This is a genomic window from Streptomyces zhaozhouensis (assembly GCF_900230195.1).
Classification (GTDB): Bacteria; Actinomycetota; Actinomycetes; order Streptomycetales; family Streptomycetaceae; genus Streptomyces; species Streptomyces zhaozhouensis.
Genome location: NZ_OCNE01000008.1, coordinates 231,077 through 246,313, shown reverse-complemented (window position 1 = coordinate 246,313; position 15,237 = coordinate 231,077). Strand labels below are relative to the sequence as shown.

General features: G+C 70.4%; 11 protein-coding genes and 1 pseudogene. 5 read left to right on the top strand and 7 right to left on the bottom strand.

The annotated features are described in order from the left end of the window. Positions 1 to 522: 522 nt before the first annotated feature. The 5 genes and pseudogenes from CRP51_RS14230 to CRP51_RS14210 all read left to right on the top strand — a co-directional run bounded on the left by CRP51_RS14230 (position 523) and on the right by CRP51_RS14210 (position 6,024). A complete protein-coding gene (locus tag CRP51_RS14230) occupies positions 523 to 2,997 on the top strand; it encodes a DEAD/DEAH box helicase (protein WP_097231552.1) in 2,475 nt (824 codons plus the stop codon). 140 nt (positions 2,998 to 3,137) lie between these two features. Continuing rightward, positions 3,138 to 3,437, top strand: a complete 300-nt coding sequence (locus CRP51_RS14225; protein WP_141514603.1) for a hypothetical protein — start codon at positions 3,138 to 3,140, stop codon at positions 3,435 to 3,437. 311 nt (positions 3,438 to 3,748) lie between these two features. Beyond that, positions 3,749 to 4,078 (top strand): annotated as a pseudogene (locus CRP51_RS14220) (protein kinase family protein); the annotation flags it as partial. Between the two features lie 193 nt (positions 4,079 to 4,271). Next, complete coding sequence (locus CRP51_RS14215; protein ID WP_097231540.1) at positions 4,272 to 4,820, top strand: GNAT family N-acetyltransferase; 549 nt, start codon at positions 4,272 to 4,274, stop codon at positions 4,818 to 4,820. A gap of 253 nt (positions 4,821 to 5,073) precedes the next feature. Beyond that, on the top strand, positions 5,074 to 6,024 hold the full coding sequence (locus CRP51_RS14210) for a protein kinase domain-containing protein (protein WP_097231539.1): 951 nt from the start codon (positions 5,074 to 5,076) through the stop codon (positions 6,022 to 6,024). A gap of 129 nt (positions 6,025 to 6,153) precedes the next feature. Here CRP51_RS14210 and CRP51_RS14205 read toward each other — a convergent pair whose 3' ends face one another. The 7 genes from CRP51_RS14205 to CRP51_RS14180 form a co-directional block, all read right to left on the bottom strand. Then, entirely contained in the window at positions 6,154 to 6,765 is a 612-nt protein-coding gene (locus tag CRP51_RS14205) for a dTDP-4-dehydrorhamnose 3,5-epimerase family protein (protein ID WP_097231538.1), read from the bottom strand. Positions 6,766 to 6,795: 30 nt separating this feature from the next. Next, positions 6,796 to 7,947 carry a DegT/DnrJ/EryC1/StrS family aminotransferase gene (locus tag CRP51_RS14200; protein WP_097231537.1) on the bottom strand — a complete coding sequence of 384 codons (1,152 nt, stop codon included), beginning with the start codon at positions 7,945 to 7,947 and terminating at the stop codon, positions 6,796 to 6,798. 39 nt (positions 7,948 to 7,986) lie between these two features. Beyond that, the gene (locus tag CRP51_RS28850) at positions 7,987 to 8,151 is read right to left on the bottom strand and encodes a hypothetical protein (protein ID WP_212615907.1); all 165 of its coding nucleotides are present in this window, start codon (positions 8,149 to 8,151) and stop codon (positions 7,987 to 7,989) included. Positions 8,152 to 8,207: 56 nt separating this feature from the next. After that, entirely contained in the window at positions 8,208 to 10,037 is a 1,830-nt protein-coding gene (locus tag CRP51_RS14195; RefSeq protein ID WP_097231536.1) for a carbamoyltransferase family protein, read from the bottom strand. A 3-nt stretch (positions 10,038 to 10,040) separates the two neighbouring features. After that, positions 10,041 to 11,393 (bottom strand): hypothetical protein, encoded by a 1,353-nt coding sequence (locus CRP51_RS14190; protein ID WP_097231535.1) that lies wholly within the window; start codon positions 11,391 to 11,393, stop codon positions 10,041 to 10,043. A gap of 264 nt (positions 11,394 to 11,657) precedes the next feature. Continuing rightward, positions 11,658 to 12,596 carry an SGNH/GDSL hydrolase family protein gene (locus CRP51_RS14185; RefSeq protein WP_212615906.1) on the bottom strand — a complete coding sequence of 313 codons (939 nt, stop codon included), beginning with the start codon at positions 12,594 to 12,596 and terminating at the stop codon, positions 11,658 to 11,660. A 1,028-nt stretch (positions 12,597 to 13,624) separates the two neighbouring features. Beyond that, entirely contained in the window at positions 13,625 to 14,626 is a 1,002-nt protein-coding gene (locus CRP51_RS14180) for a ribosomal protein L7/L12 (protein ID WP_099459306.1), read from the bottom strand. Positions 14,627 to 15,237: the final 611 nt, after the last annotated feature.

The following is a 15,237-nucleotide window of genomic DNA, read 5'->3' as shown; positions in this document are numbered from 1 at the left end:
CCCGCGGAGCGGGTTATTGCGCGGCAAGCCGCGCAATACGGATGCGCCGCCGCAAGCGGCGGCGCGTTTTCCCGCGCAAGCGCGGGAAAAGCATTCCGCAAGCGGAATGCGAAATGCAGTGAAGCCTTTTCGCGCAAGCGCGAAAAGGCGGAGTCCCGCAAGCGGGACTCTAAAAGAAGCTGGCTGCGGGAAGGGGCGCGAGGTGGTGATGCACTGTGTAGGCACTGGGGGTTCGGGTCACTACTCCGCGTTGGGTGACGCTGGGTGGTGGGGGCGTTGATCGGGGCCTGATCTCGCATCGGAGGAGAAACACGAGAGGCCGCGCGAGGAGACGGGTTCGCCTCATGCTATCACGTGGTGGATGCGCATGAGGGTTGATCTGATGGGTTGTCATGCCTGGTCGTGAACCCACTCCTAGGGTGAAGCATCGTAGTGATGCACTGTGTATACTCTGGTTCAGAGGCTTACCACCCTTACATGCATTGGTTCCCTGCTCCCTCGGGAGGAGTCTGTCCCGTGGCTATGTCGAGACGCGATCTCCGCAATCATCAGATCGAGGCTGTTGATGCCATTGTGCGCGGCTTCGATATCCCTTCGGGAGGAATCCCTGCGGGTGGGCTTCGTGGACAGGTCATTTCCGCGTGTGGTACGGGTAAAACCATCATGGCCGCGTTCGCCGCGCGGGAGATGGTGCCGCGTGGGCGCGTTCTGGTGGTGGTGCCGACGCTGGATCTGCTGTCCCAGACGGTGCGGGAGTGGCGGCGGGTCGGGCACACCGGGCCGGCGGTGGCCGTCTGTTCCCTCCAGGAGGACCCGCAGCTATGGGACTTGGGGGTGCGGTCGACGACGAACCCGGTCCGCCTGTCGTTGTGGCACGGCACCGGCCAGGTGGTGATGTTCGCGACCTACGCCTCGCTTCCGGTGTTGGAGGAAGCGTTCGCCGGCGCATACGGGCAACAGTTGGCGCCGATGGACCTGGTGGTGGTGGACGAGGCGCACCGCACTTCCGGCTCTCTGGGGAAGCGGTGGGCGCGGGTGCACGTTCAGGAGGCGATTCCGGCGGTGCGGCGGTTGTATTTGACGGCGACGCCGCGGATCTGGCAGGAGCGGGCTCCGCGCTGGGAGGTGGCGGAGGGGGTGCGCGATGCGCTGCCGAAGGAGTTGGCCGCGAGCATGGACGATGAGGCCGTGTTCGGGCCGGTCCTCTACAAGCTTTCGTTGGCCTCGGCGGTCACCCGGGGTCTGCTGGCGCGGTACCAGATCATCGTGTTGGAGCTGAAGGACCCGATCGTCACGCCCGCGCGGTTGATGAGTGAGGAACGGCATGGTGAGGAGGTGCGTGGGCAGCGTCTGGCGGCGTTGCAGGCCGGTCTGTTGCGGGCTATGGCCGAGCACGACCTCGGCACGTGTATCACCTTCCATCACCGGACGATGGAGGCGCAGGCGTTCGCCGAGGGCTTGGAGGCGGTCGCCGGCAGTCTTCACGCCGACCAGCCGCAGGCCTATCCGAAGAAGATTTGGGCGGGTTGGCTGTGTGGCGAGCACGAGCCGGAGCACCGGCAGTCGGTGCTGGCCGAGTTCGGGTCCAGCGCGCGGCGCGCGGTGCTGTCCAACTGCCGGGTCCTCGGCGAGGGCGTTGACATCCGGGCGGTCGACTCGGTTGCTCTGATCGATCCGAAGGGTGCGCCGCACGACATCGTTCAGGCCGTCGGCCGGGCGTTGCGGCAACAGCCGGGTGAGGGGAAGGTGGCGTCGTTGATTGTGCCGGTCTTCCTCCAACCCGATGAGGCCCCGGAGGACATGTTCACCTCCAGCTCTTACCGCCCTTTGGTCAAGGTGTTGGAAGGGCTTCGGGCTCATGATGAGGAAGCTGTGGAATTGCTCGCTATCCCACAGGAGCCGCAGAAGGCCATGGTGAAGCCGTCGATTTTCATTGGCTTGAACCCGGAGGAAGGCGGGGAAGAATCTCGTCTGTTGTTGCGTTTCGCCGCCCGGCGTGACCCGGTGATGGTCGCGCGGTGGGTGTCGTTCAACGTGATCGACACCGAACGGCAGGACTGGGCCCGCGGCTGGGACGCTCTGCGCCGGTACGTCGAACGCGAGCAGCACGCGAGAGTGCCCTACGGCCACCGCGAGGGCGTCTTCCCTCTGGGGCAGTGGGTCACCGAACAGCGCCGTGCCTACCGGGCCGGGGAGATGAGCGGCCAGCGGGCCCGCCGGCTGGAGCAGCTCGGGATGGTGTGGTCGGAGGTCGACGAGCGGTTCCAGGAGAACCTGGCCGCCGCGAAGGCGTACCACGAGCAGTTCTGGACCCTCTGCGCTCCGAGGACCGCCGTAGCCCTCGACAGGCCCGTCGGACAGTGGCTGGCCAACCTACGCCGACCCGGCGCGCTGGACGGGCACCCCGAATGGGAGGCAGCGCTGACCGCGATCGACCCCCACTGGAACCCGGACTGGAACCCCCTCTGGCAACGCCACTACGCCGCCCTGCACGGCCTCCTCGCCGAGGAAAGCGGCCCAGTCCACGTCGATCCGGGGGTGACGGTCCACGGCATGGACATCGGCCGCTGGCTCGCCCGACAACTCCAGCCCGCAGTATGGGCCAGGCTCCAGCCAGGCCAGCGGGAACTCCTGGAACAACTCCGGGTCACCCCGCCAGGGAAGGCCATGGCCACCCCCGCGACGACCGGCGCGGAAGGCACAGGGTCTACGGCTGCCGGCGTCCTCCCGGCAGCCAGGACACCCACCGCAGGGCGCGGCAGCGCCTCCTTCCAACGAGGAGTGGCCGCCGCCCGCCAGTACCTCGCCCGCGAAGGCCACCTCACCGTCCCCCGAGGGCACGTCGAGCACCTGGCCCTCGATTCCGGCGCCGACGAAGACGGCCAGGAGCAGCAGACCGTCGCCGTGAAGCTGGGCGTCTGGCGGTCCAACATGCGCAGCAGGCGCCACACCCTGCCGCCCGAACAACAAGCCGTGTTGGAGGAGTTGGGGCTGTAGAACTCCACACCACCCGCACCCCGGCACCCCCGGTTGAGCGGCGCCGGGGCGCGGACCGGCGCGGTGGCCCCTGGCGAGCGCTTTCCTGGTAGCCCTCCGCGCATTCCGGTAAGGAACGGGCATCGTGGATGAGATCGGCGATGCCCACCGCCCGCGCTGAGGCGTTCACCCGCGAGCCCCCGAAAAGCCTTCGGGATCGGATCAGCTACCTTATCCGCGAGTTGGGCAGCGTCCGCGCGGTCGCCGCCGAGATTGGCGTCACCGCCGGCTCCGTCAACCGCTACCGGCGCGGCGCTCACCGCAACCCGCCGCCGGCCGTCACCGCACGCGTCGAGGTCGCTGTCCGCGCCGTTGGCAGCCCCGGGTGCGCGCGCCCGCCGCTGCTGGCGCGTCGCTCGTCGCCGACGGCATCAACGACGACGGCCGGCTGCGCCGCCTGACGGCCCATCTGCCCGCCGAGTCCGCCGACCGCCTCTTCACCGCCGGCGAGGCCGGCGCCGGCGACGACCAACCGCGCCGCGACGCCGCTGCCGACCTCGCGTCGGGTACCTCCCGAACTCGGGACTCGCGTACAAAGCCACCCGAGGCGCGGGTCTCCAGCGGAGGCCCCCTTTTCCGATGGCCGGTCCGGCCGGTTGTGCCTGGGTTGGGTCGGGGCGTGGGACAAGGCCAGCTGGCGGTGGTTGAGTAGCAGCCGGGGCGGGACAACTTACCTACGTGGGCCGTGTTGTGGTCGGAGGAGGGAGTGTTGGTGGAGCCGTTACGCGCGGGGGATCCGGAACGGGTGGGTGGTTTCGTGTTGCGGGGCCGGCTGGGGGCCGGCGGGATGGGTGAGGTGTTTCTCGGGCGGTCGCCGGGGGGCCGGTCGGTGGCGGTGAAGGTCGTCTACCCGCACCTGGCCGGCCAGCGAGAGTTCCGGGCCCGGTTCGTTCGGGAGGTGGCGGCGGCCGAGGCGGTCAGCGGCATGTTCACCGCGCCGGTCGTGGCCGCCGGACCGGAGGATGACCGGCCGTGGGTCGCCACCGCGTACATTCCCGGACCAGACCTCGCCCTGGCCATCGCAGAGACCGGTCCACTGCCTGGCTTCGTTCACTTCAAATGGCAGCGTTTTTCTATCGGTTTGGGCGGCGGTGGGCCGTCTTCGGCATCGCTGATGTTCACGAGAAGTGACGTCACTGGGGACAGCGTCGTCCGTTGCTGGAGGGCATAGACGATCGCGATGCGTGCTCGAGTATCTGGGTGCGGCTGGTAGCCGATCGCGGCAGGATGGGTCCATGGAGCAACCCCTCGCCCTCCCTGAACTCGCCGCTCATGGCGGTCTCACGCTTCGGTCGTGGGGCCTGTCGGACCTCGAACTCGTCCGTGAGGCGTCGGAGGATGATTACATCCCGTTGATCACGACGGTGCCCTGCCCCTTCTCCGAGCCCGAAGGCGTCGCGTTCGTAGAGCGGCAGTGGGGGCGGGTGGCTTCGGGAGCTGGGTATCCGTTCGTCATCGTGGAATCCGGTGGTCGGCCGGTCGGCAACGTGGGGTTGTGGGTGAAGGACCTGAGTCAGGGGCGTGCATCGCTGGGCTACTGGATCGTGAAGTCGGCGCGGGGCCGAGGCGCTGCGGGGTCCGCGCTCGTGGCAGTCGCCAGGTGGGCCTTGCTGGATCTGCGGATCCCCCGGCTTGAGCTGTATGTAGAGCCGTGGAACACGGCTTCGGTGCGCACTGCGGAACGTTCAGGGTTTCGACGCGAGGGGCTGCTGCGGGGGTGGCAGCAGGTGGGTGCCGAGCGCCGGGACATGTTCATATACTCGCTGTTGCGCGGCGAGTTCTGATCCGCTGCCGTGGGCGGTCAGTTGCGCTCCAGCTCCCGCATCGACATGCCACCGCGATGGTCGCGCCGGATCGCGGCGTACAGCTCGACCCTCGACATCTGCGGCATGACCAGGCCCTTTCACCAGGAACACGCCAATGCTGTCCTGGCAAGCCCTCCAGTGCCTTCAAAACGCGTGAACATCACCCATCCGTGGATCTGGGTGCCTCCCAAACCCATGAACATCTGCCGTCACGACTGATGAATGCAGCCAACTGCCGGAAGGCTCGGTGTGGGGGCTGGCGGCTGGCCTGGTCGAGGCACTGCAAGCCATCCACGCCAAGGGGCTGCTGCATCGGGACTTGAAACCGTCGAACGTGCTGCTGGCCGGCGACGGGCCACGGGTCATCGATTTCGGGATCGCCCGCACCCTGGAAGGCACCTCCCTGACCGGCACCGGAGCGGTGATCGGCACACCCGGCTTCATGTCCTCCGAACAAGCCGAAGACAGGCGGGTCGGGACGGCCAGCGACGTATTCGCCCTTGGGGCGGTCCTCACCTACGCCGCCACCGGCAACGAACCCTTCGGCACCGGCGCGCCCCGGGCAGTCCTCCACCGCGTCATCCACCAGCAGCCGCACCTCGACGCCGTCCACGGCCCACTCCACGACCTGATAACCGCCTGCCTGGCCAAGGACCCGACCGAACGCCCCACCCTCCCCCAGCTACTGAACGAGATCACCGCGCACTGGGAACCGCCAGACGATGTCCCCGGCGCCACGCGCTGGCCCACCGGCGTGACCACCCTCATCCAGCGGCAGAGCATCACCCCCACCACGCCCTACACCGTCCAGCCCTCCGGCTCTCTTCATCACGCACCCACCGCGACAGCACCCACCAAGGAAGACCTGACCCGCCGGTTCCAAGAGGCGTCGCGCCTCGGCGATGCTGGAAACCACGCCGAGGCAGCCCGCCTGTTCGCCGAGGTCGCCACCGAACGCGCGCGGGTCCTCGGACCCGACCATCCCGGCACCCTCGCCTCCCGCCACAACCACGCATGGGAAATCGGCGAAGCCGGGAACCATCCCGAAGCGGCCCGCCTCTTCGCCCAGGTCGCCACCGACTGCGCACGCGCGCTCGGAGACGACCACCCCCACACCCTCACCTCCCGCCACAACCACGCATGGCATCTTCCGCAGGTGGAAGAACGCGGTGGTGGGCGGTAGCGGGGGTGACTATCCGGCGACCGTGAGCGGGCGGTGGGCTGCAAAGTGGCTGGAAGCGGGATCAGAGCGTGGGTCCGGAACGCGCGCCCGGCCGGGGTCCGCAGGCGATCGGGCCTTGCGGGAGGCTTGTCATCGTGGCTGGCTCGTGGTCGGGGAACGGGTGTCCCGGGTCGCTTCCTTCCAGGAGGTCAGGAGTCCGGCGGCCGCGGCTTCGGTGACGCTGGGGGCTGTCGCGTCCTTGTGTGACATCAGCGGGGGTTCGGTGAAGCCCCAGGGAAGGGCGAGATCGGCGTCCAACGGGTTGATGTCGACCTGGGTGCCGGGTACGTACACGCTGGAGAGGACGTAGCAGATGCACGCGTCGTCGGTGAGGGTGAGGAACCCGTGGCCGACGCCGTCGGGGACGTAGACGGCCCGGCCCGATTCCGCGTCGAGGACCTGGGTCTGGTAGGCGCCGAACGTCGGCGAGCCGACCCGGAGGTCCACCACGATGTCGCGCAGCGCGCCGCGCACGCAGGTGACGTACTTGGCCTGTCCCGGGGGCAGGGTCACTCCGTGGATGCCGCGCAGGGTGTTGCGGCGCGACGTGGAGTAGTTGATCTGCCGGGGCAGGAAGGGACGCCCGATCGCGGCCTCGAGATGGTCGGCGCGCAGGCCCTCGAAGAAGTTCCCGCGTTCGTCCGGGTGCGGCTTGGGAGTGATGACGTACGAGCCGGGAACCGTGGTCTCGGTGATGTGCACGGGGTGGCAGTCTCTCCTCGTCGCGTCCGGTCAGCGTGTGAGCTGAGCGCCGCGGTGCGCGACCGACGTGCGCAACTGGTCCGCGACCGTGCGCACCTCGTGGTCCTCGAGTCCCTGGTGGAGCGGCAGCAGGAGGGTGGTCTCGGCGGCGGTGTCGGTGCCGGGCAGATGGGCGTCGGTGGTGCCGTAGGCGGGCACCTTGTGGAGCGGCGGGTATCGGAAGGTGGTGTAGATGCCCTTGTCGAGGAGGTCGGCGGCCACCTGGTCCCGGATCTGTGCGTCCATCTGCACCCAGTAGAAGTAGTACGTCGCCTCGTGTCCGGCGGGCAGGGCCGGCGGCAGCCGCACGCCTTGGACGTCCTGGAGCAGGCGGTCGTACTGCTCGGTGATGGCGCGGCGGCGTTGGACGAACTCGGGGAGGCGGCGGAGTTGGACGGTGCCGATGGCCGCGGTCAGGTCGTTTCCTATGATCCGGCGGCCGAACTCCCGTACGTGCAGGTCCCACCAGCGGTGGGAGACCTTGGCCGCTGAGAAGCCGCTGGACTGCTCCAGGCCGTGGTAGGCCATCCGGCGTGCCCGGTGGGCGAGTTCGGGGTCGCGGACGTACAACATGCCGCCGTCGCCGGTGACGAGGACCTTCATGGCGTCGAAGCTCCACATCGCCACGTCGCCGAAGGTGCCGCATTTGGCGCCGTCGACGGCGGAGGCGACGGCGCATGCCGAGTCCTCGATGAGCTGGATGCCGCGGGCGCGGCACATCTCGGCGATGGCGACGACGTCGCCTGGCCTGCCGCCGAAGTGCAGGAGGAGGACGGCCTTGGTGAGCGGGGTCAGGGCGCGTTCCACGTGTTCGGCGGTCGGGTTGAGCGTGTGCGGGTCGACGTCGCAGAAGACCGGGCGGGCTCCTGTGGCGGCGACGGCGTTGCCGGCGGCGACGAAGCTCGCGGAGGGGAGGACCACGTCGTCGCCGGGGCCGAGACCGAGCAGTTCGGTGCTCAGGAAGAGGCCGGCGGTGGCCGAGTTGATGAAGATCGTCTGTTCTGGTGCCACGCCCAGGTGTTCGGCGAAGGTCGCCTCGAACGCCTTGGTGCGGGGGCCGTGGCCGAGCCAGTTGCTTTCGAACACCTCGGTGACGGCGGCGAGTTCCTCGGCACCAAGGCTCGGTTGGAAGACATTGATCATGTGCTGCTCCGTTCTGGGGGCGATGCCCGTGGGGCGGGGTCAGGTGGTGGGGCCGGTGTCGGTCCAGTAGCTGGTCGCGGAGCGGTCGGGCTTGCGGTGCAGCGGGTCGCGGAACAGTCGGGTGAGCAGGCCGGCGGGGATGAACAGCAGGACGTAGACCACGGGCAGCAGCAGGTTGACGGCCGCGCGTCGGGCGGTGGACATCGGTCTGCCTTCTCCTTCTCGGGGGTGGTGTTCGTGGTGGTGGCGGGCGGGCGGGTTCAGTCGAGGGGGATCTCCTCGCGCCAGTCCCCGCTCTCCTTCCACTCGGGCTGGTCGGCCTTGTGCAGCAGGAAGTCGCCCAGGGCCAGGGTGTCGATGTTGGTGCGCATGAAGCAGCGGTAGGCATCCTGCGGGGAGGCGACGATCGGTTCGCCTCGGACGTTGAAGGAGGTGTTGACCAGCACCGCGCATCCGGTCTGTGTCTTGAAGTCCGACAGCAGCCGGTGGAGCACCGGGTGGTCGGCGTCGTCGACGGTCTGGATGCGGGCGGAGTGGTCGACGTGTGTGACCGCCGGGATGGCCGATCGGGTCTCCCGTAGCCGGTCGAGGCCGCGCGCGCCTTGCTGGCCGGGGGTGTCGCGCCGTTGCTTCTCGGCGATGCCCGCGACCAGCAGCATGTAGGGGCTGGGCTGGCGGAGTTGGAAGTACTCCTCGGCGTCCTCGGCCAGGACGATGGGCGCGAACGGTCTGAAGGACTCGCGGAACTTGATCTTCTGGTTCATCACGGACTGCATCTCGGGGTTGCGCGGGTCGCCGAGGATGGAGCGGCAGCCCAGGGCGCGGGGGCCGAACTCCATGCGGTCCTGGAACCAGCCGACGACCTTCCCGTCGGCGAGTTCCGCGGCGACCTGGCGGGACAGTTCGGCGGAGGACAGCCGGGTGTAGGGCAGTCCGTGGGAGTCCAGGTACGCCTGGATGTGCTGGTCGGTGTAGCCGGGGCCGAGGCGTGCGCCGCGCATGGCGTCGCGGCCCTGCTGGAGGTGGGACCGGCCGTCGGGGGCGCGGGCGGCGAGGAAGGCCGCGCCCAGCGCGCCGCCGGCGTCGCCGGCGGCGGGCTGGATCCAGAGCTCGTCGAAGATCTCCTCCTCGACGATGCGGCCGTTGGCGACGCAGTTGAGCGCGACGCCGCCGGCCAGGCACAGCCGGGACTCGCCGGTGCGTTCCCGCGCGGTCCTGGCCAGCCGGAGCATGATCTCCTCGGTGACCTGCTGCACGGAGGCCGCCAGGTCGAACTCCCGCTCGGTGAGGGGGGCTTCGGGTTCCCGGCGGGGGCCGTCGAAGAGCTTCTCGAAGGGGCGTCCGGTCATCACCCGGCCGAGGAGGAAGGCGAAGTACCGCATGTCGAGCCGGAAGGAGCCGTCGGGCTTGATGTCGACCAGGCGTTCGCGGATCAGGGGGGCGTAGCGGGGGGTGCCGTAGGGCGCCAGGCCCATCAGCTTGTACTCGCCGGAGTCGACCTTGAAGCCGCAGAAGTAGGTGAAGGCCGAGTACAGCATTCCGAGCGAGTGGGGGAAGCGTAGTTCGGCGACCGGCTCGACCCGGTCCCCTGTGCCTCGCCACAGCGAGGTGGTGGTCCACTCGCCGACGCCGTCCACGCAGAGGATCGCGGCGGACTCGTAGGGGCTGGGGAGGAACGCGGAGGCGGCGTGCGACTCGTGGTGCTGGTAGCAGTCGATCGGCGGTACGGTCCCGAGGTCGAGGTCCTGGAGCCGGTCGCGGACGGTCTCGGTGGCACGCCGCTTCCACGCCAGCCACTCGGGGAGGACGTGGCGGAAGGTGCCGAAGCCGCGGGGGGCGGTGCCGATCTGGGTCCACAGCACGCGGTGGAACTTGCGGCGGGGGTCCTCGTAGTAGGCGATGCGGTCGAGGTCGTCGAGCTTGGTGCCGGCTTCGGTGAGGCAGTAGCGGGCGGCCTGGGCCGGGAAGGCGGGGTCGTGGCGGCGTCTGCTGAACCGTTCCTCTTGTGCGGCGGCCACGATGGTGCCGGCGTCGACGAGCGCGGCGGCGCTGTCGTGGTAGAAGGCGGAGATGCCGAGGGCGGTGGGCATGGGTCACCTGTTCTCTACGGTGGGGCCGTGGGTGCCGGCGGCGCTCGCGTGGGCGTGCGCTCGGTGGGAACGGCTCGGGCGGGAGCGCAGTGCGGCGTGCGGGCGTGCGGCCGGGCTCGTGGGCGGGTTGAGCGAGCGGTGGCGGTGCCGCGCCTGGTGGAGGGCGCGGTCGGCGGCCGGCGCCCCGCCGTCGGTCGCGTCCCGCAGCCGGTCGTGTTCGGGGAGGCGGGCGATCCGGCGTCGGAGGGTCTCGGCCTCGTCGTCGGTGTAGACGCGGAACGTCGGCCCGTGTTCGTTGATGAGGCCGCGCACCAGGTGGCTGCGGTCGGGTTGTCCGGGGTGGACCGGCGGGCTGGCGGCCAGGGCGTCGGGGAAGGGTTGCGGCCCCTGGTCCAGGTCTTTGAACCAGCTGGCCAGCGGGCGCCCGGCCAGTTCGTAGCCGGAGTGGTAGACCGCGGCCTGGCGGGCCCGGGTGTGGATCAGGCGCCAGGTGCCGTAGTCCGGGTGCCGGGTGAGCGCGGTCTCGGCCAGCACGGCGGTGGACCACGGCGACAGCTCGTCCAGTGTCCAGGTGAAGCCGTGCCGCAGCCGTTCGGCGACCTGCTCCCCGGTCCCGGCGCGGGGCTCGGCGAGGAGGGCGCGGGCGGCGGCGGCCGACAGAGCCGGCCCCGACTCCTGGCCGCCGGGTCTGGCGGCTCCCGGGTCCACCGACCGTGCCGTCCGGGCGTCCGGTTCGTTCCCCACCAGCGCGGCCAGGGGGCGCGCGAGCCCTGCGGCGCGCGGGCACAGGTCGGCGCCGAGGATCTCGGGCCAGAGGTGTTCCGGCAGCCGGCTCATGGCGAGCAGGACGCCGGGCAGCCGGAAGCTGGCGCTGATCAGCTGCTCGCTGCCCGCCAGTCGCATCCCGGGGGTGGCCTGCGCCAGTTGGTGCCGGTTCAGCAGCGCGCGATAGTCGGCGCCTCGGTGGGCGTCCGGCAGGCCGACGCCGACGTCGGAGGCGTAGAGCGCCAGCACGCGCAGCGCGGGCTCGGTCTCCGCGTTGCCGGCGCTGGACATCCGCTGCGACCAGGCGCCCGCGGACAGGGCGAGCGGCGCGTGGTTGAGCAGCACGCACCGGGCGGCGGGCATCCGGTCCTCGTCCGTCATGGGGTCGAGTACGTCGCGGAACCGACGGGTCTCCGCCGCGCTCCAGGTACGCGCCCGGTCGATCAGGAGGTCCGGGTCGAGTGCGGGGCCGCCGTCCGGGGTGTTGCCCGGGCTGCTCTCCGGTAACCCGGGCCCGGGTCCGGCGTCGGGGCCGGGGGCGTTGGCCAGTGCGGCCCGGATGTCGTGGAGCGCCTTCGCGCCCAGGGACACCGGGGCCTCGGGGTCGAGTGCCCGGATGTACAGGGCGCGGTGGTCGGGCGGGGAGTCGGCCGGTGCGGGCGCGAGGGTCCCGGCCCCGCCGGTCAGGACATCGGGTAGATGGTGTTGTCGTTGCGGCGCCGCTTCTGCTGGCGGCGGCGCCGGAAGAACGCGGCGATCTTTCGGAACATCGTGCAGCTCCCTTTTTCGTTCTCGTTCTGGTGTGCCGTCCGCGCGGTTACGCGCTCGGTCGTGGTGCGTCACGGCGCCCGCCTGTCAGGGGAGCGGCCCGGACGACGCGCCCGCGAGGTCGAGTTCGGCCCGCAGGACCTCGGTCGAGAGGCGGTAGCCCACGTCCGTGAGGTGGACCAGGTCCACGAACAGCCAGTCCTTGGCCTCAGGCCCGGAGCCGAGCGCCGTGTTGAGGTTGAGGAAGGGGATGGACCGATCCTTGCAGACGGCTTCCATGCCGGCGGCGTACTCGTCGTGCACCGCCGGATCGAGGATCATCGAGAACAGCCCCTTGTACATCTCGCCGCGTTCCTCGATGAGAACTCGTTCCTCGGTGGTGTAAGGCTTGCGCGTCCAGGTGGAGACGGGCTGGAGCACGTAGTGAATCCGCGCCCCGGTGGGCGCGGCCAGCTCGACCAACCGGTCCAGGTCGCGCCCCGCGGCCCGCAGTGCCAGGTTCAGGCGCTCGGCCGGCGGGAGGACGCCGTCCGGGTCCGCTCTCCTCGCCTCCCGCGACTTCTCCTCGCCTCGCCCGACCAGGCGCCCCGCCGAGCGGGCGAACCGGGTCAGGGCGGTGGGCTGCTCCGCCGGGTCCGGTATGCCCAGGCGCCTGGCGAACGGCCCCGAGAAGAAGAACTGCCCGTAGTCGCGGTCAGCCCCCGGCAGCCCGGCGAGGACCAGGGTGTTGACGCCGGAGAAGACCACGATGTCCTTGATGACGGGCAACTGGTGGCGGTGGAGCAGGAAGACGATCAGCTCCTGCGTCGAGTTGAAGCCGTTGCACGCGAGATTGAGCCACGGCACCGCGTCGGGGCCGGTGGCGAGGTGGGAGGGAATGGTCTCCTCGTCGCAGCTGGCGCCGAAGCCGAACGCGGCGGAGCCGCCGAGCATGACGCTGACCTCTCCGCTCGGCATGTTGCCCATCAAGGAGCTGGGCCCGGCGGGGCCGTGGGCGAGACGGAAGCCGCCCGTGTCGGTGTTCACGACCGGAGACGCGTAATCCGGGTGTGCGAGGAATATCAGGTAGGGAAGCCAATGGTATCCCTCACCGTCCCCCACCATGAGCCGCTCGTAATCCTGGTTCTGGGCGGCAATCATTTCCAGGTGTTGCATCGCTTCCCCCTTTGCTCACGGATATCCGCACGGGCATTAATGCACCGTCAGCGCCCGGCGACAAACCGTTGTCCCACGGCCCGGCAGGCCGGGCAAAGCCGGCCCCCCTCGCCCTCCGCCGCCTGGTCAGAGCGTGGGCGAGGAGACACATGCGGGGAACCGTAGCAGCGGCCCCCACACCTGACAACGATTCGTCACCGACTGAATCCCTGTCCAGGGGGAAGCTTTTCTCGGCGCCTCGTCATGAGGGGAAGGAAAAGGGGGTGACTGCCGTTTCAGAAATGCACCACCGGGGCCGCTAGGGGTTGTCAGGAAAACTGGGGCGTGCTATCTCGCGACCGCACTCCGGGGCGCGGCGACATCGTGGGCCGGCGGCGGGGGGAGAGGGAGGCGCGCGGGGCCCTGCCGCTGGATGGGGAGTTTCGGGCACAGGCACAGGCGCAGGCACCGGAGCCGGACGCGTGGGGCCAGGTCCTGGTGGTGCCGGCCCGGCTGCCGGTGGCGCTGCGGAACCGGGCCCGGCGCGCGCCTCGCCGACCGGCGTCGGCGTATCGCCCGGGAGACGCACGACATCGTCGCCGCCCCATGTCGGTGATCCCGGTTCGGACCGGGTCGGCCGGTCTCGTCTTCGACTCCGGCCCGCCGGCCGCGCCGCGCGCCCTCGCCGAAACCAGGCGCGGTATGGCCCTGGCGGACACGTCACGGTGCGGCCCAGCCGGCCGAAGGGGGCTTGGCCATCAGCAGGACGCCGGCGCGGCGACATACCGCTCGTTGCCGGGGCCTTCGCCGCGCCGGACCACGGCATCACCGCGACCGGCTGATTCCCTCCCCTTGACGGCGGGTTGGCCGATGAGCGGGTCTTGCGGGCCGAGCCGGGAGCCGGTGAGGGGACCGTCGCGTCATCGGTGTGCCTGGTCAACGTCGCCGGGCGGCAGCTCCGCGTCGAAGCGTTTGACGGTGGTCGTGGCGCCCGCGGCCCGCAGGCGTTGTGTCGCGTTCTCGGCGGTCCACGTGGTGACGTTCCGCAGTATCGGTGTCGGTGTGTTCCGCACCTGCGTCTTGGCCTCTGTGACGGGGAGGCCGGGGGCGAGCTCACGCAGGACCTTGATGACCTGGAGCTGCCTTTCGCCGGCCGTCTCGAGGATGAGGTCGACCTTGTCGGACGGGGTGATGAGGCCGACGGGGCGCAGGACGAAGGCGATCGTCTCGTGCTCCGGTGTGGTCACCTCGAGCCCGGTGTCGGTCAGCAGGTCCGCGATGAGGGTCCGGTCGCCCGACCATCGCACGAACAGCTCGTCCACCAGGTCGCCGCGCGCGTCGAAGGCGTCGTGGCTCTGGGTGTCCCAGAAGACGGCCCTGGGGTGCGCGTCGCTGGTCTGTGCGAAGACGATCTCCCAACAGCCGGAGGGCGTCGGCCACAGGGCGGGAGCCGCGAAGTAGCCGTGTTCGGCGAGGCGGTCGAACGCCTGGGTGATCCGGAGGAGGTCGGAGGGGCTGTCGGTGGCCAGGCAGACCACGGAGCCTTCCTCCGGTGCGAGCGTGCCGTTCTCCGCGGCCAGCAGCCTGTGCCGGGTGGCTTCGTACTTCGCGGCCCACTTCGCGTCGTCCGTGTCCGGCACGTCGTCCTCCTCGGGCCGTCGGGCGGGGACGCAGGCCACGAGCCCTTCACGCGCGAGGGTCGACTGGAGCATGGGGATGACACCACCCCGGTAGCGGAGGGTGATGTCCGCGCGTTGGGTGCCGTCCGGGCCGAAGTGGGCGGCGAGGTCGCTCGGCGGGTTCAGCAGTCCGCCGGTTCCGATGTCGGAAGCGAAACGTTCGGAGTCGACGATCTGCCAGTAGCCGGCGGCCAGGCGGGCGAGCGCCCGATCGAAGTCGTCGCGGTGCGGGCGGTGGTACATGGCAACTCCTCGCCTGGTAGGACGTGGCACCGCGCTGCTGGCCGTGCCTGCGGGGCGGGGCATCGACGGTGTGCACTGAGCCCCTCAACTCCCGGATGCCTTCCTACCATTGGCAACGAACGCGCCGACGGGGTTGGGCGGGGCGGGACCGGCTGGGGAAGCGGCTCGGGCGGCGTGGGCGCGCCGGGCGCCGACGTGGTGGGCCTGTGCGGTGTCCGGAGCGGGCGCAGTAGCGGCGGGGTCGGCGAGCCGGGTGGGGCTGGGAGGGGGTGGTCACGGACGGCGTGGGCGACGGCGGCAGTGCGACGAGGGGGGCCGTCCGCGGCAGGGCGCCGACTTCGTAGCACACGGTCCCCGAGGGTTCGGTGGCGGCCGCGTCGCGGCGAGCGTCGCGTGGAGGTTGGTGACCGGCCGTCCCTGGAGCAGTGCCGCTCCGGCCCCTGGAGGTCCTTCGGGTCGGACCGTGGACGGTGGCGTCGCGCGCGTGGGCCGAGTCGCAGCGGCAACGCGAACAGCGCGCGTCAAAGCCAAGCACCGGGCCTGGTTCTACCGGCGGACGGCCAACGGGACACGGCAGCCCCGTCTACCGCCCTGCTACGGGCCGCGCTCGC